The organism is Nocardia sp. CA-135398 (assembly GCF_050955845.1).
In the GTDB taxonomy this organism is placed as follows: domain Bacteria; phylum Actinomycetota; class Actinomycetes; order Mycobacteriales; family Mycobacteriaceae; genus Nocardia.
The window spans coordinates 4,364,861-4,386,435 of record NZ_CP192084.1; the positions used below are offsets into that span (position 1 = coordinate 4,364,861).

A 21,575-nucleotide genomic window follows, 5' to 3' on the forward strand; every position below is an offset into this window, starting at 1 on the left:
AGCGCCGACGAACAGGCGGGGAGCTCGAGATCAACTATCGGACTGTTCGACGAACTCCGGGTAGACCGTGAAGTGGCGCACTGTGCCTGATAGGTCGGGGAGTTCGAGAGGTGTTGTCCAAGTTCGGAAGTCGTCGTGGCAGTCGCTGTAGAAGTACTGGTGATCGGTGTAGGCGTCGAAATAGATTCGCCAGCCTCCGCCGGGAAGCGCGATGACGCACTGTCCCTCGACGGGAGTACCCCACCCGGCCCAGTCATCGGTCGCCACAAAGGTATACGGGCCGAGCAGCCGATCGGCGACGGCGAGTTCGATGTATTTGGTGGATTCGTTCTTGGTGAACGCGTAGTAGCGTCCGTCGGCGCGGATCACGGTGGTGTCGATATAGCCGTAGGAGGTGTTGTCGGGCTGGGCCAGCCCGATCATCGGCTTCGGCGCGCTCCAAGAGCGCAGTTTCGGGTCGGCGGTGGTCAGGTGCGGTGTGAACCGGTAGCCGTCCGACAGCGACACGATGACGTTGATGCTTCCGTCGGTATCGATGAACCATTCCGGCGCCCAGGTAGATGTCACGCCGGGCAGCGGCACCGTGATGTCGTAGAGATGACTCCAGTTCAGCCGGTCCGCGCTGTAGGCGAAACCGATGGTTCGCCCTTCCCAGCCGGTGGTGTAGGTGAGGTAGTAGTAGCCATCGAGATTGCGAAAGACGCTGGGGTCACGCAGCAGACCCGTCGGCGGCCGGTAGGCGGGCCCGCACAGCTGCCGGAAGCTGATCGCATCGTCGGATTCGTAGACATACAAATCGGTTTCGCTGTCATCGGTGAACGCGGTCATGGTGTACCGCGGCACCGAACGTGGTCGCTCTGCGGCCGCCGCGCGCCCGAAGGCGGGTAGCGCCGCAGCCAACGCCAGCAACGATCTTCGGCTGAGCCCCATCCGCTGATTGTGCCGCGAAGTTGTCGGACCCTTTGCCGACACGCCGAGCAGCGGTCGCCTCGCTGCAATGCGCCCGCGCCGCAAGGGCATCCATCACATCGCATCGCACCCGACCTTGCAGCGCGGCGGTCAGCAACCGCGCGAGTGGGGGACATGCGAGGCCGCCGATTGCGTGCGGTCTCGATCATGGCGGCTGAGCGAACGGGAGCCGCTGTCGGTCAGAACGTACTTTCCAGCGTGCCGACATGCTTCCATCGGCGCGAGGCATATCGGCACTGGCCTCGGTCCACACCTGACCGCCGACGCCGCCTCATAGCCAGTCGCACTGACGAAATATTCAGAATTGCTTGACTGACTATACCTTCGTGAGTGACGATATCGTCAGAAGTATCGCGCGGCTGGAGTTGCCACCGCAGTCGCGGACAGCGCTGTCGCAATCGAATGGAAAGTAGGTGTGCGCCGATGAAAGTCGCATCCATCGTGTTCGCCGTGCTGTTGGCGATCGGATTTCTGCCGCTCGGCGCCGTCGAGGTGCTGGCTGTGACGGCCATGCGTCAGCGTGTCGAACATTTCGCCTACTCGGTGACCGGCTTCCGCGGCATCGGGATGCTCGAGCTGGCCGGTGTCGGGCACTATGGGTGCTCGGAGAGTGCCGATGCGTAATCGAGCCCAGGTCCCGGTCTATCGCCCCGACATCTACTCGCGCCAGGGCATTCTCGACCCTTATCCGCACTATGCGCGGTTGCGCGAACTGGGGCCTGTGGTGTGGCTGGCCAAGCAACGCGCTTATGCGCTGCCCCGCTATGGCGAATGCAAAGCCGTGCTGCTCGACGATCGGACTTTCATCTCCGGAGCCGGGGTCGCGTTGAATCCGGTGGCCAACCGGCTCTCGAAGGGCACCACCCTCAACAGCGACGGTGAGGATCACAACCGCCGCCGCGCGTTGCTCGCTCGTCGGCTGGCCCCGCGGGCACTGCGCGCGATGCGTGAATCGATCGACCAGCAGGCGGCCGCGGCCGTCGACCAGGCGCTCGCGCAGGGGCGTATCGACGGTGCCGAATTGGCGGCCGCGCTGCCGATGTCGGTCGTGCCGGACCTGATCGGCTGGCCCCAGCACGGTCGAGAGCATTTGCTGCGCTGGGCGGGAGCCACATTCGACGCGCTCGGGCCACTGAACCGGCAGTCGATGTGCACCGCACCGTCGGGGATGGGGATGATGCACTTCACCCGACAGCTCGCCCGCGAACGGGACCTGCTGCCGGGCAGCGTCGGGCAGGAAGTGCTGCAAGCTACCGACGAGGGCACGCTTTCCCGCGCCGAATGCCCCGCCCTGCTGATCGACTATCTGGCCCCTTCGTTGGACACCACGATCAGTGCTATCGCCAGCGCCATGTACCTTTTCGCACGCCACCCCGGCCAATGGCAGCTGCTCAAGGACGATCCCACCCGCATACCGAACGCGGTGAACGAGGTCGTGCGGTTCGAATCACCGCTACGTGCGTTCTCCCGCAAGACAATTCGTGATGTCGACATCGCCGGAACCCCCATCCCGGCGGGTTCGCGGGTGGTGGTGATCTACTCCTCGGCCAACCGTGACCCGCTGCAATGGGACCACCCCGACACCTTCGACATCGGCCGAGACGCCACCCGGCAACTCGGTTTCGGCCACGGCGTACACGGTTGCGTCGGTCAAGGTCTCGCACGGCTGGAAACACAGGCCATGCTCGCCGCGCTCGTCGAGCGCGTCGAGCGGATCGAGATCGTCGGTGAACCCGAATGGGCGATCAACAACATCATCCACCGCTTCGAACACCTTCCCCTGCAACTCATTCCAGCCTGATAGGGAATCCATCATGAAGATCTCCGTCGACTACCCCCGCTGCGAGGGACACGGTCTGTGCGCCGCACAGGCCCCCGAGGTGTTCAGCCTCGATGACAACGCCGAACTCATCTACCAATTCGACGGCGCCGAGGTGCCCGGCGATCTCGTGACCGCCACCCGCGCGGCCGTGGGCTCCTGCCCGGTCGCGGCGCTGCGGGAGATCCCGTGAGCAGGCCGCTTCGCCCAGGACAGACCGGTGTCGACTAGCGCGGGCGAGTTTGTGATTTCGGGCGTACTCGATCGTGGCGAGTATCTGCGTGGGCCGTCAGGCACTACTTGACCCGGCCGGTTGCTCCGACAGGGGATAAGGAGTAGTCGCCTACCCGTGTCCGTGGCTATCTGCGATCCGAGAATGAATGCGCAGGTCGACGCCGGTTTTTCGCCGCGCCCGAACCGGCCCGCCCGCATCCAGCATCAGCCGCCGCACAGCACCCGAAACGGAGCAGAAAATGCGTTACCCCACAGCGTGCATCCTCCCACCCGACCTACTGCAGGCCGTCGCGCGTGAACTCCCGCCGGAACAGCGAGCAGAACTGCTCGCATCCATGGACCTGGACAACAGCATCCGTATGCTGCGGGCCGAAGCCGTCGGCCGACAGGGACCACAGCCGCAGCAAGCCGTCGGCGCGGTATCCAACGGGGTACCGCAGCGCTCGATCTTCAACCAGCAGAACTCCACCGCGATGGTGCCGGGAACGCTTGCGCGAGCCGAAGGCCAGCCTCCGGTTGCCGACCCGTCGATCAACTCCGCCTACGACAACTTCGGCGCCACCTATGACTTCTACTGGAACGTCTTCCAACGCGACTCCATCGACGACCAGGGCATGCCGATCGCCGCGATGGTCCATTTCGGCACCAAATACGACAACGCGTTCTGGGATGGACAGGGACACATGTTCTTCGGTGACGGAAGCGGCCAGGTATTCACCGATACCACCCGCAGCCTCGACGTGGTCGCACACGAATTGACCCACGGCGTCACGCAGTTCGAGGCGAATCTCACCTATTCCAACCAGTCCGGCGCACTGAACGAATCCCTGTCCGACGTATTCGGATCGTTGGTGAAGCAGTACCACCTTGCCCAAACCGTCGATCAAGCCGACTGGTTGATCGGTGGGGACATCGTGGGACCGCTGCTGACACCCGCATTGCGATCGCTGAAAGCGCCCGGCACGGCCAACCCGCACGACAACCAACCCGCCGATATGTCCAAATATGTGCAGACCACCAGGGACAACGGCGGCGTCCACATCAACTCGGGCATCCCGAACCACGCCTTCTACCTGCTCGCCACCACGTTGGGCGGGGAAGCGTGGAAGACGCCGGGAACAGTCTGGTACGACGCACTCGTCGACCCCGGGCTCAAGCCCAACGCCACCTTCAGCAACTTCGCCGCGTTGACGTTGAAGCAGGCCCGCTACCGTTTCGGGAGGGTCAGCAACGAAGCGCATGCGGTGCAGTCCGCATGGGATGCGGTGAAAGTTCCGCTGCGCTGAACCCGACCGCCGGGAATACCATCGTGTCCATGGCCACATCCGACGTACATCTCGAATTCCGGCGAAGCGGCGGCCTCGCCGGAGTAGAGATGACGACCTCGGTCGACGCCCGCGATCTGCCCGCCGAGCAGGCACCCGTCATCACCGACCTGCTCAATGACACACTGCCCGACCGGGACATGCCGACACACCGTCCGCCGATGCCGGATCAGTTCGACTACGAACTCACCGTCACGGACGGCCATCGGACCAGTACCTATCACTGGACCGATATGCAGATCCCCGACACGGCACAACCGCTGATCGCCGAATTGGCCCAACGCTCCGAACCGGATACGACCAACTGAAGCAGCGGTCCGGCCGTGACGTGCAGAATCGAACCGCTGCGTCGCCGGGAACTCAGGAATCGGTATCTGCCGCACGGAGTTTCGCAAGTAGCGGTTCGGCGGCCTCGGCAAGGAACCGGTCCTGCTGTTCGTCGCCGATTTCGACGACAGCGATATCGGTGAAGCCAGCGTCCTGGTAGGGACGCACGGCAGCAACCATGGCATCGAGATCGGGCCCGCACGGGATCGTCTCGGCGATATCCTGCGGGCGCACGAACTGCGTCGCGGCCGCGAAACTCGCCGGCGTCGGCAGATTCGAGTTCACATCCCAGCCGCCCGCCGACCATCGGAACTGTTCGTGAGCGCGCTGAATTGCTTTGTCGCGGTCGGCATCCCAGCTGATCGGCAGTTGCCCGGTCACGCGGGACCGCGCCGCGCCCGAGTCGTTCGAGCGCGCGCGATGCCATGACCGAACGAGTTCGGCGTCGGGACTGGTGCTGACCATCTCGTCGGCCAGCGGGGCGAATCGCTGCACCGATCGTGGCCCGGATACCGCGACCGCGATCGGCACCGGCTGGTCCGGCAGGTCCCAGATCTTGGCGGCATCGACTCGATACCAGTCACCGAGTCGGCTGACCGTTCGGCCCGCATGCAGATCACGAATGATGCCGATGGCTTCGGCGAGTCGCTCCAGCCGTTCCTCGAGCCCGGGCCAGCCCGCACCGATCACGTGCTCGTTGAGGCTCTCGCCGCTGCCGAGCCCAAGGGTGAACCGGCCTTCGGCCAAGATCTGCAACGTCGCCGCCTGCTGCGCGACGATCGCCGGGTGATAGCGCATGGTCGGGCACGTCACGTAGGTCATCAGCGGGATTCGCCGGGTCGCCTGTGCGACCGCCCCGAGGGTGGTCCACGCGTTCGGCGCGTGTCCCTGCTCCTCGAGCCACGGTGCGTAATGGTCGCTGCTGACCAGGAAGTCGAATCCCGCCTCCTCGGCGGCGACGGCATAGCGGACGAGTTCGCGAGGGCCGCTCTGCTCGGTCATCAGTGTGTATCCGAATCGGGTCACTGTCGCTCCTTCTGGCTCGGCGGTGGATATCGGTGGGCTACCCCTCAACCGCGTACTTATCGGCCACGGTTTCCACATACGAGCAACGGGAGGGGCAGGCCTGCCGCAGGTCGACAGGTGCCCGGTTGCCGCCGCGTACGTCAGCTGGAGCTGTCGTCCATCGCTTCGCGCACCATGTCGAGCGCTACTTCGACCGTCCGCCTCAGCACAACTTCGGGTTCGCCATCGAACAGCTCATGCCGTGCCGAGGTCCCGCCCTCGCTGTGGACCGCCAGCCACACCGACCCCGCCGGTTCACCGTCCTGGGGATCGGGGCCGCCGACGCCGGTCACAGCCACAGCCACGTCCGCGCCGAGCAATCTCCGCACGCCGATCGCCATGGCGCGAGCCGCTATCTCCGACACCACCGGAACCTCGGGAACGCCCAAGACCTGCCGTTTGACATCGGCGCTGTAGGCAACCACCGCACCCCGCAACCACTGGGCCGAGTCCGGGGCAGCGCCCAACGCCGACGACAACTGCCCGCAGGTCAACGATTCCGCAACCGCCACCGACCGTTTCGACCGCATGGCGACCGCGGCCACTCGGCTCGCAGACTCATCGATTCTGGACATCGGACCCACCCTATCGACTCCGGCGGATCCTCCCGATCTTTTCAGTACGGGGTAGCTGGCGGGTTACACGTTGGCTGGGGTCTTGGCGGGCGGATGGATGACGCCGGTGAAATTTCCGCCGGAGAGGTTATAGGTGTGCTGGCGTACGGCGTCGCCGGAGTTGCCCTCGATGGTGGTGATGGTGTTGCCGTCGCGCGCCACCACTACGCCGATGTGGTGTTGTCCGCCGAAAACGACGAGGTCCCCGGGGCGGGCGCTCGACATGTCGCTATCGGCCCAGCCTCTGTGGGCAGCGTCGGACCAGACGCTGGGCACGTAGTTCTTGTTGCTCCAGTCGACGTCGATGCCGGACTGTTTCCAGACCCAGGTGGCGAACGACGCGCACCACGCGTCATCGATGTTGTACGGGCGGTTCACGTGGTTGGTTCCGGTTTCGGCGACGCCGAGTTCGTTGGCGGCGAATCCCTTGATCTTGTCGATGGTGCTCGCGTCGGCGGGTGGCACAAAGCTGTGGCCGGACCACGGTGTCGTCAACGGCGCCGTGGTCCCGCCGTAACCGCTGCTCGTCGGGTTAGCGGGGGCGGAGTTGTAGATGTGGTCGGCATGGCGCTGGATGTCGGTCGCGGCGTCAAGCATCCGCTGTTCTACGGTCGCGGCGGTGGCGGCGCATGCGGTCCGCAGCGGACCCTCCACCGATTCCGGCCAGTACGCTTTGCCTGCCGCGTCGTAGCTCGGTCCGGGTGCCTGCTTCGCGTCGTCGAGGGTGCCTCGGAGTTGCTTGACCGCTCGCTCGATGTCGACATATGCGTCACCCGCAACGGAGTAGGTGCCGTAGGTCGAGCTGTCGACGCCTTCGTCGTTCGCGTCCATCGACGCTTCGATCTCGCGCAGGGCGGCGACGGTGTCGTTGTGGTTGGTGGTCGCGATCGACTGATTCTTGTCGTCGATAATCTTCTTGTCCCGCAGCAGTTTTATGAATTTCGGGGCACTGGACGGCGTACCCGCGCCCAGCCTGTCGACGTTGGCTTGAACCGCCGCGTGGGTGGCGCTGACGACGCCTTTGAGCATGTCCGATGCGTAATCGGGAACGGTGAGCTCCGGAACGATCCGATAGTGGTCGACGGTGGGGCTCATCGCGGCACCCCGTCGTCACTCGGCTGTGGACCAACGAATAGCAACATCCGTAATCCTCTACTCACACGGACCGATGCGAACGAGTATCGGCCATTCCCAGAATCGGGAATGACGGCTCACTCCCCGTTGCCCGTATCGCGACGCCGGTGACCAGAGTTCGGGCGTCGCTAATCGCGCCAGACAGGCGGGCGCTTCGCGAGGAAGGCCGCCATACCTTCGCGGGCGCCGGGAAGTTGGGCGGCGGCGGCCATGACTTCCAGGGCGAGAGCGTAGGCATCTGCTTCAGGGCGGTCGAGTTGGCTGTAGAGGGTGCGTTTGCCGAGTGCCTTGCTGGTCCGGCTGCCCCGGGTAGCGCGGGCGAGCAACTCGCCAACGGCATTGTCCAACTCGGCGTCTGGCACCGCTCGGTTGATCAGGCCCCACTGTTCGGCGGTGCGGGCATCGATCGGATCGCCGGTGAGGGCCAGTTCCATCAGTCGTTTACGGCCGACGGCGCGCGCCACCGGCACGGCGGGGGTGTGGCAGAACCAGCCGCCTTTGCCGCCCGGGAGCGCGAAACCCGCCGATTCGGCGGCGACGGCCAGATCGCATGAGGCCACCAGCTGGCAGCCAGCGGCCGTGGCCAGACCGTGCACCCGGGCGATCACCACTTGGGGCACCGACTCGATGGTCGACATGAGCTCGGTGCACAGTGTGAGCAGTTCCCGCACGCCGAGCAGGTCACGCGCGGCGACGTCGGCGAAATCGTGTCCCGCGGAGAACACCGGACCGTGCGCCCCGAGCACGATCCCGGTGGCGTCGGTCTCGCCCGCGGCCTGGAACGAGGCGAGCAGTTCGGCCAGATGTTCACCCGACAACGCATTGCGCCGCTCCGGCCGGTTCATGGTGATGCGCACCGTGTCGCCGTCCCGCGCGACCAGGACATGCCGATACTCCAAGGCGGTCATATCTCCACCGTAGATCTCCACGGGCGGCGGCACGACACCTCCGGAGCGGCGCACACGGCTGAGGTAGAGCGCCGTCGGCGACTCGTCGACGCCGCTTCAGCAGGGCCGATCGGCCCACGACAGTGGGACCAGTGGCCCTGCCCCACGCCACGATCGAGCCAATACCATCGTCCGACAAAGGGATCCACGAATGATCGGGCAGAAGGGTACGAGATGACATCGGTGAGATCGGAAATAGCCACACCCGACGTCGTTGTCGCCGATGCGATCGAGCACCTCAGACACGACTTTCCCGCTGTCGCCGCCGACGTTCTGCACGCCGCCGCTGCCCGCGCGCGACACGATCTCTGCGATGCCCCGGCCACTTGGTTGCCAGAACTCGCCGAGCGGTTGGCGTGGTGGCGGCTCGAATCAGCCTCGGGTACGTTCCGCCGAGTACTTTGATCGCCACCCGCGCCCGGTCGATGACCTCGGCGTTGTAGGTCTCCTTCAACGCGGGGCCTTATGGTCCCGACGTGCCTTGACCACGGAGACGACGATTGTCGGCGTGGAGTTCGGCGTTGGCGTCTTCGAGGTCGAGGATGCGGCCGATCCCAGCGAGGTTGATGCCTTCGGCGACCAGCGCGGTGATCCGGTGTAGCCGGGAGAGGTCGTCGCCGCTGTAGCGGCGGGTGCCGCCGTCGCTGCGCGCGGGGGTTATCAGCCCGTGCCGTTCGTAGAGGCGCAGGGTCTGTACGCCGATGCCCGCCAAGTCGGCGGCCACCGAGATCGCATACACCGCGCGCCCGGGATCGGGCTGCGGCGGCTGGTGCTGGGGGCGAGCCATCCTGCTCCTCGATACTTCTTGCTGCCGAGATTTTCTATGCTAGCTACTTGCGACTATCTTCACATAGTGCTATAAGAAATCTACATCAGATGACATAGATTATCTGAATCCGACTATCGAGAAGACAGCTAGTTGGAGGTGGCGATCATGCTCATGCGTACCGATCCGTTCCGTGATCTGGATCGTCTGGCGCAGCAGGTGTTCGGCACAGCGGCCCATCCCGCGACGATGCCGATGGACGCCTGGCGCGAGGGCGACAAGTTCGTCGTCGAGTTCGATCTGCCGGGGATGGATCCCGATTCGCTGGACCTGGGTGTGGAGCGCAACGTGGTGACAGTGCGCGCCTCGCGCCCGGAACTCGAGGCGGAGCGGGAGATGGTCGCCGCGGAACGCGCACGCGGTGTATTCAGCCGCCAGTTGTTCCTCGGCGAGACCCTTGATGCCGACCACATCAGCGCCGACTACACCGATGGCGTGCTGCGCTTGACGATCCCGGTCGAGGAGAAGGCCGAGCCCCGCCGGATCGAGATCGCCTGCGGCAACGGGCACAAGGCGATCAACGCCTGAGCCGGGCGGTCCTGACGCTTCCCCCCGGAGGTAAGGCTATGACCGGAATCGATACTCTCGGCGTCTACGACCCGCTCGATGAGCGGCTGCTGATGCTTGACCCCGATATCGAACCGTTGTTCGCCGAAATCGATGACATCCTGTCCGAAGCCCTTGCGCGCGAACCGGTTTCGGCGCGGCGGAACTTTCGGGCACGAGCACCCCGCCCATCCGGCGACGGGCGCCACGATCGGCTGACGCCGAGGCTGACAGGTCGAGCGCCGCCGAGAATGCGTGCGACCCAGCGCGGTCCTCCGCACCTCGAGCGGTTCGGCAACGTCCACGAGATGAAAGTGAGGTGATGACACAGACAAGGTTCCGACCGATCCGCGGGGCGCGGTCCGCCGACCAAGCGCAATCGGCCACTGCCCGCGGATCCTTTTCTCGCAAGTCACGTACTCCTTCGTGGGGCGGGCCAGAGCGATCACATGGGCCCGCCCCCTTCATCCGACACCAGTGCACGACGTAGGAGGTCGACCATGACCACGTTCTCCGACCGTGACCAGGCAGACCACGCCGATCAGCGCACCCCCGTCCACGACGCCGACCACGACGTCGGCTTGGACACCCATGCACTGCATCCGGTGGCCGAACGCGTCCGCGCCGCCTTCGACGCCGCCGACATCACCGACCGATTCGAGCAATCCTTCATCACCCCACTACCCGATGACGACGAATACCCCCTCGCCTACTGACACCCACCCCCAGATCGGCGCCGATCCGATCGGCTGGCGCCACGGCACCGTCGCCTGGTTCAACTCCGAGAAAGGTTTCGGATTCCTCACTCCCGATGACCGCACCGCGGCGGTGTTCGTCGAATACTCGAGCATCGAAACCCCCGGATACAGAACACTTTCCGCGGGCCAGCCCGTAGTGTTCACCACCGAGCACACCTCGCGCGGACCGCAAGCCGAGCGCGTGCGCCCCTACACGCGCACACTGCCCGATCCAGCCAAGAACCATCTCGCCCATTTTCGAACACCGGAACCACACAGCATCGATGGCACAACACCACATCCCCCGGTACGCCTTGGCCTTGCTCACCGGCCTCACCCTGCTCGCCGCCCCGCCGATCACCCTGCTCCTGCTGACCGCGACACTCGGTTGCGCCATCCTCGCCGCCGTACTGCGAGAACCACATCCGAGCCGTGACCACGGAGTCGCGGCGAGCAAGCGCCCGCCGTCGAACACGCGTGGCGTGCCGCTCGGCGCTTAGTTGCTGGGGGTGTGCTTGTGTGGGCTAGGCGGGGACAATGAGGTATGGCCCCGCCAGTCCTGACCGTAGTGACCGGTCGACCAGGCACCGGGAAAACAACCCTGGCTCACACCCTCGCACGCGAGCTCGGCTGCCCGGCGATCGTCCACGACGAAGTCGCCCAGGGCATGGTCTTGGCCAACTCGCCGACCCGGACCGCAGGCCTCGGCCCAGCCTTCGAACGGCCCGCATTGACCACTTTCTTCGACATCATCGCTATCTTGGCGCGAGCAGGAGTCACCGCTGTGGCAGAAGCGGCGCTGCCGGGCGAGCTGTGGCACCCCCGTCTGGACGCGATCACCGAGGTCGCCGAGGTTCGCGTATTGCGCTGCACGGCACCGACTTCGATCATCCGGGAGCGGATCAAACAGCGTATAGAAACCAACCCGAACCGGCGCGCCCGCAGCGACGAGCTCCTGGAGTCGGTCGACACCGACAGCACATCCGAAGAAGACTTCGACCCTGCCATCGGTGAACTGCCCACGCTGACCGTGGACACCACGCACGGATACCAGCCCGGACTCGTGGCCATCTCCCGCTTCGCGACCCGATCAGATCCCGGCGAAGCTCTCGAGGCCTGAGCACCCAACCGTGCCGAGTGTGCGCCGGCCCGACTACGTGCTGCGTAGCCGGGCCGGTCTGTGCGAGGCGCAATTCACCATCGACTTCACATCGTCGAATTATGTTCCGCAGCGCGGGAACCGCCGATCGGGCTCCGGCGAAGCGGATTCGGTTTCACCGTCGTATCGAGGTCGTTTCACCCTGTGGTCGTTTCCGGCGGCAGCCCGGACGGTCGATGGGTTCGAGTCGCGCCCGCAGCGGGTGTCTGGCCGGGGAGTCGCGCGGTCCGGCTCATCCCGAGCAACATCGAACCCAGGCCGAGTAGGACGGCCAGTGCGCCCGAGACGACGTTATTCCAGATCGTCGATGTGGTATCGACGTTCCCGCTGACGATCCAGGGGGCAAGGATCGTCCACAGGCCGATCAGTGGAGCAGCCCAGACGATGCCGTGCGTTCGGCCGAATACCGAGGCGAATCCGACTGCCAGCATCGCGAGGGCGATGCCGACGATGAGGTTGTTGACGGTCAAGGTCGAAAACCCGTTGAACCCGACCACCCAGGGTGAGATCGCGATATACAGCCCGGTCAGAAAAAGCAGTCCGGTGACTGCCTGCGCGTTCGGCGCCTCGGAAGCGCGCTCGTACTTTTCCCGCAGCTCCACGATGTCGGGATGCCGACTCATCATGGTTTCACTAGTCATTTCCACCACTCCTCGGACGTAGTGGCGAATAAAAGCTCTGTCGAGCCGGGGCGGCCGAGACCGGTCCAGAACGCGGCCGTCCTGATCGCCGCTCACTTATATCATGCTGTGATAATATCACTGCATGATGGATGGGTCGACGGAGTCAACCGCCCACCTGAGCGATCAGGAGTACTCGAGGTTGCTGGCGTTCCGGACCGGGCTGCGCCAGCTGATGCGGTGGAGTGAGCGCCGGGCGGCCGAAGTGGGGCTCACCGACACGCAGCATCAGCTACTGCTCGCGATCCGGGGGCATTCCGATCCGGACGGGCCGAGCATCGGAGAAATCGCCGGATATCTGTCCGCTCGCCACCACAGCGTGGTGCAACTGATCGATCGCACCGAGCAACTCGGCCTGGTCGCCCGCAGACGACGAGAGGGTAAGGACCGCCGCGTCGTCCGACTCACGCTGACCGAAGCGGGCAAGCAAACCCTTGCCCTGCTCGGCGGCACACATCTGGAAGAACTGCGGCGACTGACCCCGCTGCTCAGCGCGCTGGACGACCTCGCACCGGTGCCACAGGCCGGGTAACGGAATTCAGGCGTTGGCGGCATTTATGCCGGAACCGTGGCCGACCGCGTGCTCATCCGTGACCGTGCCGCTTCGCCACTTCACGAAGCGCATCGTCGAGATTGGCGAAGATATCGAAGCATGCGGACATACCGCTGGCCGCGATCGCATGGTCTACGCACTCGGTTCCGGTGACGAGGTACATCTCGTGAGTGTGCTGCGACCACACTCGAGCGTCGTCGAGGACTTCCAGACCTGCCACACCGAGAAATCCGAGTTCGGACAGGTCGATGACGATTGTCGGTGCAGCAGTGTGCAGCGTTGCGAGCAGTTGCCGCTCGAACTCCGCTGCGGTGCACGAGTCGACCTCACCGAACACGCTGTACAGCGTGACACCGACGCATGGCCGCGTTCGGACGACCCGGACGTGGGCAGACCGTGGTCGTCGGCGTACATCAGTCGGCGAGGTTATGCCACGGCGTGCGAATTCTGGAATCGAGAGGTCGACGACGTCCGCATCGGTGGGGTTGCTTCTTGCCTTTGGAGCCAGGTATTTGGAAGGCATAGCAATCCCGCATTCTTCTCGCACCCGCGCGCGACAAATATGGGCCGAAGATTCCTGCCGTCCAGTTGTCGATGGCCGCACCCGGGGTGTTTCGAGGTCCCGGCCTGTGCGCCCGACCCCGGCTGATCATCCTCACCTTGATCTTACCGCCCTAGCGGTATGGGCGATCCGACGGAAATCGACAGATTCGAGCTGGCGCGGTCCTTCAGCGGCGGCGTTCGCGGCGCAGGACCGCGGCCAGCAGACCCATCGTCGCGACGGTGCTCATCAGGCCGGGTTCCGTGACGGAATCGTCAGGGGGTCATTCGCCGCAGCAAATCGATACGGCGAATGACCGCTCTGGTTGTGGCAATTTTACTGCAATAGCGCGCACTAGCCGATGCGTAGCGTAGCGGCACAAGAAGTCCGGCCCTGCGGGGCGACACGGACGAAGTGGTGATCTACCGCGACCGAATCAGGAGGCGGGCTTGGGCTGGTTCAAGTCCCTGATACCGGCGATCGAATTGATGATGTTGAGGATGGCGGAGGTGCCGCCGTCGAGGGCCGAGCTGCCGGAGTCGAGCATGGCGGAACCGGAGGACGAGCCTGCCGAACCCGTAGATGAGCCGCCGTCGGCCGAACCCGACGCGGAGCCGGTGGCGGCGGAGTTAGCGACGGGGCTAGCGACTGGGCTGGCGGCGGAGGCCATCGCGGCCGGACCGAAGAACAGGGCGGCGGCGGAGACGGTTGCGGCGGCGGCAAGGGCCTTGCGAGAGATCATATATGGAGCTTCCTTTCACAGATGGATAACGACGCCATCACGGCGCATAACGCAAATGTTATGAAGAAGAGATCCGCAAATCTACTTATTCGATTGTGCGAATAATCACGGTTAACAGTTGGCTAACGACATATTTTTCGAAGGTAACACCATTTGATCTTCACTCGGAATGCGAATTATAAGATCAAATTCGGTTGATTTCTTCGACGGTGCCGCGTATTGGTATGCGGCAGACCCGATCTCGTCGCCGACATTCGATCCAGGCACGGCGCGACCTCGAGCCGACGACGCGCTCGGGGCCCGGTGTTACCGGGCAAAATTGCCGCGCCACGCGACTGGCCGACGCACTCAGGACCCGATGCCGTCGTAGCCGGCCCTCGTAAGCCGTGCTATAGGGCTGCCGATGTTGCGGCGCAGCACGCAGGTGGCCGTGACCCACATGGGCCGGTCACCGAGCGGATTCGGTGACCCGGCTTTCGGTCACGTGTGGGTGCCGCCGCGAAGCCAATCGGACCAGGGCATGCCCCAATCGCCGTTCTGCCAGATATCGAGTGGATCACCGCCGGTGTTGCGGACCTCGACGACGTCGCCGGGGATGACGAAGTCGTAGAACCAGGCGGCGTCGTTGGGGGAGAGGTTCAGGCAGCCGTGAGAGACGTTGGTGCTGCCTTGGGCCCACATGCTTGCGGCCAGTTCGTGTACGAATATTCCGTCGTGGCTGATGCGGACCGCATGGTTGATGCTCGTGCGGTAGCCGAGCCCAGAGTTGGTGGGCAGGCCGTAGGTGGCCGAGTCCATGATCACCGGGTCTTTGCGGTCCAGCACGGTGTAGATGCCGGGGCGGGTCCAGAACGACATGAATCTGCCGCCGACAACCGCGGTGCCGCCCCGGCCCATCGATGTGGGCATGGTGCGCACCAGGGTTCCGTTGTCGAAGACCTCGATCTGTTTGGTGTTGTCGTCGGCGATCGCGACGTGGGAGGGGCCGATGATCACCGACACTCGTTGGTCGCGCAGGCCGTAGCGGCCCTCGCCGAGCGCGACGCCGAAGAATTCGGCCGCGATCGTGATCCTGGTTCCGGGTGCGTGATATTGCTCAGGGCGCCAGTGCGCGTTCTGATCGTCGAGCCAGTACCAGGCGCCGGTGACGGCGGGCTCGGTGGTGACTTTCAGGTGGGGTTCCGCGGCCGCGCGGTCGACGGGTTCGTCGAAATGGGCGACGAGCACGAAACCCACTCCGTAGGTGTCGTTTTCGGTGAGCTCGACGAGATTGGCGGAGCGCAGGGAGACGTCGATCAGCTGTTGCGGCTGCACCGTGCTGCAGGTTGTCGTCGCGGTGACATCGCCGGTTTCGCCGTGTGCCACGGCTTTCGCGGTGTAGATGTGCCCGTAGCCGAGCGGTTCGGCGCTGGTCCAGGTTCGATGATCCGGTGCCGATGCGCCCGGCAGTTGTCTACCCGTTTCATCGATCCATTCGACCGACCGCAGCGTCCCGTCGGTGACCGTGACCCTGCCGGGGGTCCGCGCATCGACGTCGCGAGTGCCGGGTGGGGGATCGAATCGGAGTGTGGCGGGTCTGGGGGCTGGCTCTTGCTGCCCGCATCCCGCCAGGGCCAGACCACCGGTACCGGCGAAGACGATCAGCAGCCGACGACGTCCCAATGCCACCGGGTATCTCCCTTCGCTGGGTGCAGGGCCGACCTCTCTGCGCCAGCATGTGGCAGCGACGCCCCGACCGAGGTGACAACGAGGCGCATCTCCACCGATCCGTCGCACAACCGACACCGTTCCGCGATTGATCCGGTGGTCCTCCTCGCCTGACCAGGGACCTTCAGTACGAGGTGCCGCCTTCCGGTCCGCCGCGCCACCTGTGTACCGGTCGTGGCCCGCCCGCGCTCGTCGCGCGGGCGGGCGATATTCACGACGGATCAGTAGGTGTAGAAACCCCGGCCGGACTTGCGGCCCAAGTATCCGGCGTCGACCATGCGGCGTAGCAGTACCGGTGGCGCGTACTGGGGTTCGCCGAACTCGGCGTAGAGGGACTCGGCGACGGCGAGCGTGACATCCAGGCCGACAGTGTCGGTCAGGCGCAGCGGACCCATCGGGTGGGCGCAGCCGCTGACCATACCCTCGTCGATATCCTCGGCGCTGGCGAAACCGGTCTCGAACATGCGGATCGCGTTGCACAGGTAGGGGATCAGCAGGGCGTTGACGATGAAGCCGGCCTGGTCCTTGGATTCGATGGTGCGCTTGTCCAGCACGTCGCGGGCATAGGCGGTCACCTTGTCGACGACCGCACGCTCGGTCTTGAGAGTCACGACGATCTCGACGAGCGGCAGCACCGGAACCGGGTTGAAGAAGTGCACACCGACCACCCGGCCCGGATCGACGGTGGCGTTGGCCAGCCGGATGACCGGGATCGATGAGGTATTGGTGGCAAGGATGGTCTCGGGAGAGACGATGGCATCCAGCTTGGTGAAGAAGTCGGCCTTGAGCGTTTCGATCTCCGGCGCGGCCTCGATGACCAGCTCGCGGTCAGCGAAATCATCGATCGACGTGGTCAGAGTGATGTTTGCGCGGGCCGCGTCGGCGGCGGCCTGTTCGAGGCGGCCGGACTTCACCGCGCGGGCCAGGGACTTCTCGATCCGCCCGACAGCGGCATCGGCCGCCTCGGTGTCGCGTTCGAGTACCAGGACCGACCCGCCCGCGCGGGCGGCTACCTCGGCGATACCGGCACCCATGGTGCCGCCGCCGATCACGCCGATGCGTTCCACTTTTCGTTTCTCCTTGTACTTGGGCTACTCCCAGCACATCCTTCTAGACCGGGCACGCCCACCATCACCTGGGCGGGCACTTGTGAGGTGTGATCAGCTGAGAGGGAGGGCCCGGGCGAGCGCTACCGGCCGGTGAAGTCGCATCGGGGCAGTCACCGGGATGCGGTTGCTGGCTGGACCCGCTCGGCGATCGCGCGAGTACCGGCTGCGCGGCCGGATCCGCCCTTGCGGCACGGCGCCGCGTCGCCGGATATTCGGTCAAGGCTCTGTGCTCTCTGCGACGTTCTCATCGGTATTGCGACCGGATGATCACATGCGGCGGGTAGTGCGTTCGTGCACGAGGCCGCAGCGGTCGAGAAGCCGGCACGGACTCCGGTTGTCCTGGCCGAGATTTCAGCGTCCGGGAACATGGCGTGCATCGAAATCCATTGAGGGCGAGTGGAATTCCACTTACATTCCGTCGACTTTCCGATATCGACGACTGATCAAGGGATTTCTCGGCCGCCCCTAATCGGCTTAGGGGCTTGTTCAGACGTTCGGTCTCAAATACTCCCGGCTTCGCTTCAATTGACGGCTCTGCATGTGGCTGGAACGGCGGTTGTGACCGAATTGGCGACCGATTCGAGATCTTTGGGCAATTTTCCGTAACACAAGACGCGATACATCCGACGGAGAGGTTGTCGAATAACAACTGCTGGAAGAGAACTGAACAATGTCGGCAAGGACTTTCTCGGCTGCGGTGGTCGTCGCGGCTGCCGTCGTTGTGTGCGCATCGTCGGCTGCTGCGGACCCTGCGACGACAACGGCTCCCGCCCCGGGCATCGATCTCGGAGTCGACGTCGGCGGACAGATCGGCGGCGGCGGTGGCGCCTCGGCGACCGTCGGCGCGGGCGCGCCGGGCGGGGGCACCGGAAACCTCGGTGGGGGAGTCGGTATCGGTGGGGGAGTCGGGACGGGTGTCGACGGCCAGGGTGGGGGCGGGCTCGGTGCCGGCGTCGGTGGATCTGTTGCGCCGAGTGCCAGCACAACACTGGGAGGCAACGCCGGAGGCGGCCTCCAGGTCGGCGGCAACGGGAATACCGGTGGCGGCGGCCAGGCCGGTGGCAACGGAAACCTCGGCGGCGGTGTGCAAGCCGGTGGCAATGGCAGCGCCGGCGGCGGCGTGCAAGTCGGCGGGAACGCCGGTGGTGACGCTCAGGCGGGCGGGAACGGGAATCTCGGCGGCGGCGTCCAGGTCGGCGGCAACGGCGGCGGTGATGTACAAACCGGTGGCAATGGGAACCTCGGCGCGGGCGGGCAATTGGAGGGGACCGGCAACGCCGGCGGCGGTGTGCAGGCTGGCGGGAACGTCGGTGGCGCTGTCCAGGTCGGTGGCAGTGGACAGATCGGTGCGGGCGCCGGGGTCGGTGTGCAAGGCGGCGGGCTGGGCGGTATCGACTTGGCCGCTGTTGGAGCGGGTGCGGCAGGCCAGGACACCGTGTACGGCATGGCCATTCCCGTGGGCGCGACCACTGGAATTCCCGGTGGCCCGGCAGTCACCGACCTGGTCCCACCCGGCGGGTACGTGATCCCCAAGGGTGCGCCCCAAACGGGCGCTGGTGGCATGGCCGGAGTGACCAGACAGTGACCACCTCATACACACAGGCCGTGTCCACGCCGACCTCCCGCCGCAGGATGCTCGGCGTTCTCGTCGCCGTAGCGGTGGCCACTGCGGCGCTGGTCGCGGGCTGCGGGTCGTCTGCCGGCACCGGCTCGACCGCGAGTACCAGCGTTGCGGCCGCGCCGACCACAGGTGTGCAGACCGCGGCGCAGATGGGCCGGTCGACTCCGATGTCATTCAAGATCGCATCGATCAAAGCCTCGGGGTCGTTGATCGCGTTGGGCCTCAATTCCGATGGCTCGGTGCAGGTTCCCGCGGATTATCAGCAGGCTGGCTGGTATCAGCAGGGGCCAGCGCCGGGTGAGCAGGGCTCGGCAGTCATCCTCGGCCACGTCGACTCCTACCAGGGTGCCGGAGTGTTCTTCGACCTGAAGAAGGTGAAGCCGGGCGACATGATCGAGGTGACCCGCGCGGACGGGAAGACCGCGCATTTCAAGGTCACCGACGTGCGGATGTACCTGAAAACCCAGTTCCCCGATCAGACGGTGTTCGGTGCCCGCGGCGGAGCGACCCTGCAGGTCGTCACCTGCGGCGGCGAGTTCGACCAGACCGCCAAGAGCTACCTATCCAATGTGGTCGTGTACTCCTCACTCGACTCTGTCACCTAGACGCCCGGATCCCGAACGGCGCCGCGGCCGCGGCGCATCACCGCTGAACTCGCCCCCCTCGGGGCCGACCGGTTGCCGGCCGTTGCGCGTGCGCGACACCTTGTTCTGAGGGCCGTTCGGAGTCGGTCGACTCATTGGAAGGAACGCTGATCAGACGGCGAACACCTATGCCGCAGAGCAATCACCACTCCCGCGCCAGTCAGATCTGATGGGACCGATGCACGATCAGGTCAGACTGACACCTGATCGTGCATCGGTCCGTCCTTCCATGCCCGCCCTTCCGGGCAAGCCAGATCAGCTGACACCCGTCCGTGCGGCAGTCTCGTTCTTGCGATGGTTGGCGTTGAAGCGCGCCTTCTTCTGACGATTCCCGCACGTATTCATGTCACACCATTTGCGGGTGCGACTTTGGCTGGTGTCGAAGAAGGCGGCTTGGCAGGTTGGCGATGCGCACAAGGCCAACTTTCCGTCTCGTTCGCCGGCGATGATGCTGATCGCGTCGGCGGCAATTACGCCTAGGGCATCTTCTACACAGGAAGCCGAGCTGAGTCGCCATTGCCGATTGCCCTCGGGCGTCAGGACAGCCGCCGCCCGCCCCTTGATGCTGCGGTCATTGATGACCTGGACAGCAGACGCGGGGAGAGCGTCTTGGAGCGCGGCCGCTGTCGCGGCGGCGTGAATCGATTCCCTCAGTTCCCGAGCGAGTTCGAGCTGGGCGGTGGTGCAGGAGTCCACGGCGAGGCCGTTCACTGCCAGCCAATCGACGAGTCGCTGCGGCGTGGGAATGCGCTCCACAGCGTCGCCACGACGCTCCGTCAGAGTCGCCGTGAAGCTGGTCGCCAGCACGCTACCGAGGCGAAATTCAGGGAACCCAGTGGGCATGGAACCACCATAGCTGGTTGCACGCTGACAGAGAGACATGTTAGAACCGTCTAAGCCGGTTCTCGACAGGCCGTAGCCGGTTCCGCGATGGCCAGGAGGTCTCATGCCCCGTTCAACCAGCGACGTACAAGCATTTGCAGCCCACGCAACCGACGCCGACCTCGACGATCTGCGCGCGCGACTGGCCGCGGCGCGGCTACCGGAGGCCGAGACCGTCTATCGCGCCGCACCCGACCCGCGCCGATGGGAACAGGGCGTTCCGCTCGCCGACCTCGTCGATGTCGTGAACTACTGGCGCACCGGGTACAACTGGCGGTCGTTCGAAGAGCGCCTCAACCGGATCGGCCAGTTCCGCACGACCATCGACGATCTGGGAATCCACTTCCTGCACCGCCGATCCGCGCGCACAGATGCCACTCCGCTGATCTTGACGCACGGCTGGCCAGACAGCATTGTTCGGTTCATCGATGTAGTAGACGAGCTGGCAGATCCGAAAGATGCAGACGCGCCGGCGTTCCACGTCGTGGTGCCGTCGCTACCAGGCTTTGGTTACAGCGACAAGCCGGCCACCACCGGGTGGGGAACCGAAAAGATCGCGGCCGCATGGGTGGAACTGATGGGAAGGCTCGGCTACAGCAAGTTCGCAGCCCACGGCGGCGACTGGGGAGGCAATATCACCACGGTTCTCGGCGGCAGGTTCCCGGCGCACGTTCTCGGCATCCACACAACGTTCGCGGAGGCACCGCCCGGGTCGACAACGGACGGGCTGACGGCGGTCGAGCGCAAATGGACCGAGGAAACCCGCGATTTCTGGCGCCATCGCGCGGCGTATGCGAAGCAGCAGGCGACCCGACCGCAGACCATCGGCTACTCGCTCGTCGACTCACCGGTCGGGCTCCTTGCCTGGATCCTCGACAAGTTCGCAGAGTGGACCGATACCGAAGACAGCCCGTTCGAGACGATTTCCAGAGACCGCATTCTCGACGACGTCACCCTGTATTGGCTGACGCGGACCGGAGCATCGGCGGCCCGCATCTACTACGAAAGCCACAACTCGCTCGACCCCGAACTTCGGGTCGACGTCCCGTCAGCACTCACTATGTATCCCCGCGACGTCGAGAAGTGTCCGCGCCCCTGGGCGCAGGAGCGGTACCGACAGATCGTCCGATGGAGGTCGCCCGAAACCGGGGGACATTTCCCGTCGCTGGAGGTTCCCGAGTATTTCGTCAAGGATCTGCAAGAAGGCCTCGCGGCAGTGCTGGCCGCTCATCGGTGAACGCGCTTGGGTGCCCGGACTCGGAATTGGTCCGGGCGAGAGTGGGTGTCGCATGCCGGGATGGCTACGTCATGGTCGGCGTCATATGACAGACGTGGCGAATCACCCTCGCCAACGCGGCGGCCGGTGCATACGTGGCCGTCTCGGGCCGCGACGA

At 65.1% G+C, this 21,575-nt stretch carries 27 protein-coding genes and 1 pseudogene; 16 read left to right on the forward strand and 12 right to left on the reverse strand.

The genetic code is table 11. The annotated features are described in order from the left end of the window. Positions 1–30 precede the first annotated feature (30 nt). On the reverse strand, positions 31–930 hold the full coding sequence (locus ACQP1T_RS19040; protein WP_433754396.1) for a glycoside hydrolase family 43 protein: 900 nt from the start codon (positions 928–930) through the stop codon (positions 31–33). Between the two features lie 462 nt (positions 931–1,392). Between ACQP1T_RS19040 and ACQP1T_RS19045 the strand changes: the two genes are divergently transcribed. The 5 genes from ACQP1T_RS19045 to ACQP1T_RS19065 all read left to right on the forward strand — a co-directional run bounded on the left by ACQP1T_RS19045 (position 1,393) and on the right by ACQP1T_RS19065 (position 4,655). After that, positions 1,393–1,593 (forward strand): hypothetical protein, encoded by a 201-nt coding sequence (locus ACQP1T_RS19045; RefSeq protein WP_433754397.1) that lies wholly within the window; start codon positions 1,393–1,395, stop codon positions 1,591–1,593. After that, the gene (locus ACQP1T_RS19050) at positions 1,586–2,770 is read left to right on the forward strand and encodes a cytochrome P450 (protein ID WP_433754398.1); all 1,185 of its coding nucleotides are present in this window, start codon (positions 1,586–1,588) and stop codon (positions 2,768–2,770) included. Before ACQP1T_RS19045 ends, ACQP1T_RS19050 begins: the two co-directional genes overlap by 8 nt. Before the next feature lie 13 nt (positions 2,771–2,783). Further along, positions 2,784–2,981 carry a ferredoxin gene (locus ACQP1T_RS19055; RefSeq protein ID WP_433754399.1) on the forward strand — a complete coding sequence of 66 codons (198 nt, stop codon included), beginning with the start codon at positions 2,784–2,786 and terminating at the stop codon, positions 2,979–2,981. 280 nt (positions 2,982–3,261) lie between these two features. Then, the gene (locus tag ACQP1T_RS19060) at positions 3,262–4,308 is read left to right on the forward strand and encodes a M4 family metallopeptidase (protein ID WP_433754400.1); all 1,047 of its coding nucleotides are present in this window, start codon (positions 3,262–3,264) and stop codon (positions 4,306–4,308) included. Between the two features lie 29 nt (positions 4,309–4,337). After that, positions 4,338–4,655, forward strand: coding sequence for a protealysin inhibitor emfourin (locus ACQP1T_RS19065; RefSeq protein ID WP_433754401.1), 318 nt, complete (start codon positions 4,338–4,340; stop codon positions 4,653–4,655). A gap of 52 nt (positions 4,656–4,707) precedes the next feature. Here ACQP1T_RS19065 and ACQP1T_RS19070 read toward each other — a convergent pair whose 3' ends face one another. The 4 genes from ACQP1T_RS19070 to ACQP1T_RS19085 form a co-directional block, all read right to left on the reverse strand. Then, the gene (locus tag ACQP1T_RS19070; protein WP_433754402.1) at positions 4,708–5,700 is read right to left on the reverse strand and encodes a TIGR03557 family F420-dependent LLM class oxidoreductase; all 993 of its coding nucleotides are present in this window, start codon (positions 5,698–5,700) and stop codon (positions 4,708–4,710) included. 140 nt (positions 5,701–5,840) lie between these two features. After that, positions 5,841–6,314 (reverse strand): CinA family protein, encoded by a 474-nt coding sequence (locus ACQP1T_RS19075; protein WP_433754403.1) that lies wholly within the window; start codon positions 6,312–6,314, stop codon positions 5,841–5,843. A gap of 63 nt (positions 6,315–6,377) precedes the next feature. Further along, positions 6,378–7,448, reverse strand: coding sequence for a CHAP domain-containing protein (locus ACQP1T_RS19080; protein ID WP_433754404.1), 1,071 nt, complete (start codon positions 7,446–7,448; stop codon positions 6,378–6,380). A 167-nt stretch (positions 7,449–7,615) separates the two neighbouring features. Beyond that, entirely contained in the window at positions 7,616–8,395 is a 780-nt protein-coding gene (locus tag ACQP1T_RS19085; protein WP_433754405.1) for an enoyl-CoA hydratase-related protein, read from the reverse strand. Positions 8,396–8,608: 213 nt separating this feature from the next. Here ACQP1T_RS19085 and ACQP1T_RS19090 point away from each other — a divergent pair, with 213 nt between their 5' ends. Next, the gene (locus ACQP1T_RS19090; RefSeq protein ID WP_433754406.1) at positions 8,609–8,839 is read left to right on the forward strand and encodes a hypothetical protein; all 231 of its coding nucleotides are present in this window, start codon (positions 8,609–8,611) and stop codon (positions 8,837–8,839) included. 58 nt (positions 8,840–8,897) lie between these two features. Here ACQP1T_RS19090 and ACQP1T_RS19095 read toward each other — a convergent pair whose 3' ends face one another. Then, positions 8,898–9,221, reverse strand: a complete 324-nt coding sequence (locus ACQP1T_RS19095; protein WP_433754407.1) for a MerR family transcriptional regulator — start codon at positions 9,219–9,221, stop codon at positions 8,898–8,900. A 147-nt stretch (positions 9,222–9,368) separates the two neighbouring features. Between ACQP1T_RS19095 and ACQP1T_RS19100 the strand changes: the two genes are divergently transcribed. The 6 genes and pseudogenes from ACQP1T_RS19100 to ACQP1T_RS19125 all read left to right on the forward strand — a co-directional run bounded on the left by ACQP1T_RS19100 (position 9,369) and on the right by ACQP1T_RS19125 (position 11,663). Further along, on the forward strand, positions 9,369–9,788 hold the full coding sequence (locus ACQP1T_RS19100; protein WP_433754408.1) for an Hsp20/alpha crystallin family protein: 420 nt from the start codon (positions 9,369–9,371) through the stop codon (positions 9,786–9,788). A gap of 38 nt (positions 9,789–9,826) precedes the next feature. Beyond that, positions 9,827–10,129 carry a hypothetical protein gene (locus ACQP1T_RS19105; RefSeq protein WP_433754409.1) on the forward strand — a complete coding sequence of 101 codons (303 nt, stop codon included), beginning with the start codon at positions 9,827–9,829 and terminating at the stop codon, positions 10,127–10,129. A 177-nt stretch (positions 10,130–10,306) separates the two neighbouring features. Continuing rightward, the gene (locus tag ACQP1T_RS19110; protein ID WP_433754410.1) at positions 10,307–10,522 is read left to right on the forward strand and encodes a hypothetical protein; all 216 of its coding nucleotides are present in this window, start codon (positions 10,307–10,309) and stop codon (positions 10,520–10,522) included. After that, positions 10,494–10,739: pseudogene (locus tag ACQP1T_RS19115) on the forward strand (cold-shock protein); the annotation flags it as partial. The gene ACQP1T_RS19110 and the pseudogene ACQP1T_RS19115, both read left to right, overlap by 29 nt. A gap of 88 nt (positions 10,740–10,827) precedes the next feature. Next, positions 10,828–11,043, forward strand: a complete 216-nt coding sequence (locus tag ACQP1T_RS19120; RefSeq protein ID WP_433762570.1) for a hypothetical protein — start codon at positions 10,828–10,830, stop codon at positions 11,041–11,043. A gap of 44 nt (positions 11,044–11,087) precedes the next feature. Further along, the gene (locus tag ACQP1T_RS19125; RefSeq protein ID WP_433754411.1) at positions 11,088–11,663 is read left to right on the forward strand and encodes an AAA family ATPase; all 576 of its coding nucleotides are present in this window, start codon (positions 11,088–11,090) and stop codon (positions 11,661–11,663) included. Between the two features lie 176 nt (positions 11,664–11,839). On the opposite strand, the gene ACQP1T_RS19130 is transcribed toward ACQP1T_RS19125, so the two are convergent. After that, on the reverse strand, positions 11,840–12,343 hold the full coding sequence (locus ACQP1T_RS19130; RefSeq protein ID WP_433754412.1) for an SPW repeat protein: 504 nt from the start codon (positions 12,341–12,343) through the stop codon (positions 11,840–11,842). 124 nt (positions 12,344–12,467) lie between these two features. On the opposite strand from ACQP1T_RS19130, the gene ACQP1T_RS19135 reads away from it, so the two are divergent. Next, positions 12,468–12,914, forward strand: a complete 447-nt coding sequence (locus tag ACQP1T_RS19135; RefSeq protein ID WP_433754413.1) for a MarR family transcriptional regulator — start codon at positions 12,468–12,470, stop codon at positions 12,912–12,914. Between the two features lie 52 nt (positions 12,915–12,966). Here the strand turns inward: ACQP1T_RS19135 and ACQP1T_RS19140 are convergent, their stop codons facing one another. The 4 genes from ACQP1T_RS19140 to ACQP1T_RS19155 all read right to left on the reverse strand — a co-directional run bounded on the left by ACQP1T_RS19140 (position 12,967) and on the right by ACQP1T_RS19155 (position 16,992). Continuing rightward, the gene (locus ACQP1T_RS19140) at positions 12,967–13,458 is read right to left on the reverse strand and encodes an STAS domain-containing protein (protein WP_433754414.1); all 492 of its coding nucleotides are present in this window, start codon (positions 13,456–13,458) and stop codon (positions 12,967–12,969) included. 454 nt (positions 13,459–13,912) lie between these two features. Then, positions 13,913–14,218 (reverse strand): hypothetical protein, encoded by a 306-nt coding sequence (locus ACQP1T_RS19145; RefSeq protein WP_433754415.1) that lies wholly within the window; start codon positions 14,216–14,218, stop codon positions 13,913–13,915. 480 nt (positions 14,219–14,698) lie between these two features. Further along, positions 14,699–15,886: an Ig-like domain-containing protein gene (locus tag ACQP1T_RS19150; RefSeq protein WP_433754416.1), complete on the reverse strand. Its 1,188-nt coding sequence runs from the start codon at positions 15,884–15,886 to the stop codon at positions 14,699–14,701. A gap of 260 nt (positions 15,887–16,146) precedes the next feature. After that, positions 16,147–16,992, reverse strand: coding sequence for a 3-hydroxybutyryl-CoA dehydrogenase (locus tag ACQP1T_RS19155; RefSeq protein WP_433754417.1), 846 nt, complete (start codon positions 16,990–16,992; stop codon positions 16,147–16,149). A 712-nt stretch (positions 16,993–17,704) separates the two neighbouring features. Between ACQP1T_RS19155 and ACQP1T_RS19160 the strand changes: the two genes are divergently transcribed. Both ACQP1T_RS19160 and ACQP1T_RS19165 read left to right on the forward strand, forming a co-directional pair. Further along, complete coding sequence (locus ACQP1T_RS19160; protein WP_433754418.1) at positions 17,705–18,619, forward strand: hypothetical protein; 915 nt, start codon at positions 17,705–17,707, stop codon at positions 18,617–18,619. Positions 18,620–18,639: 20 nt separating this feature from the next. Further along, on the forward strand, positions 18,640–19,260 hold the full coding sequence (locus ACQP1T_RS19165) for a class F sortase (protein ID WP_433754419.1): 621 nt from the start codon (positions 18,640–18,642) through the stop codon (positions 19,258–19,260). 294 nt (positions 19,261–19,554) lie between these two features. On the opposite strand, the gene ACQP1T_RS19170 is transcribed toward ACQP1T_RS19165, so the two are convergent. Beyond that, the gene (locus ACQP1T_RS19170; protein WP_433754420.1) at positions 19,555–20,142 is read right to left on the reverse strand and encodes a CGNR zinc finger domain-containing protein; all 588 of its coding nucleotides are present in this window, start codon (positions 20,140–20,142) and stop codon (positions 19,555–19,557) included. A 103-nt stretch (positions 20,143–20,245) separates the two neighbouring features. On the opposite strand from ACQP1T_RS19170, the gene ACQP1T_RS19175 reads away from it, so the two are divergent. Next, complete coding sequence (locus tag ACQP1T_RS19175) at positions 20,246–21,418, forward strand: epoxide hydrolase family protein (RefSeq protein WP_433754422.1); 1,173 nt, start codon at positions 20,246–20,248, stop codon at positions 21,416–21,418. Positions 21,419–21,575 lie beyond the last annotated feature (157 nt).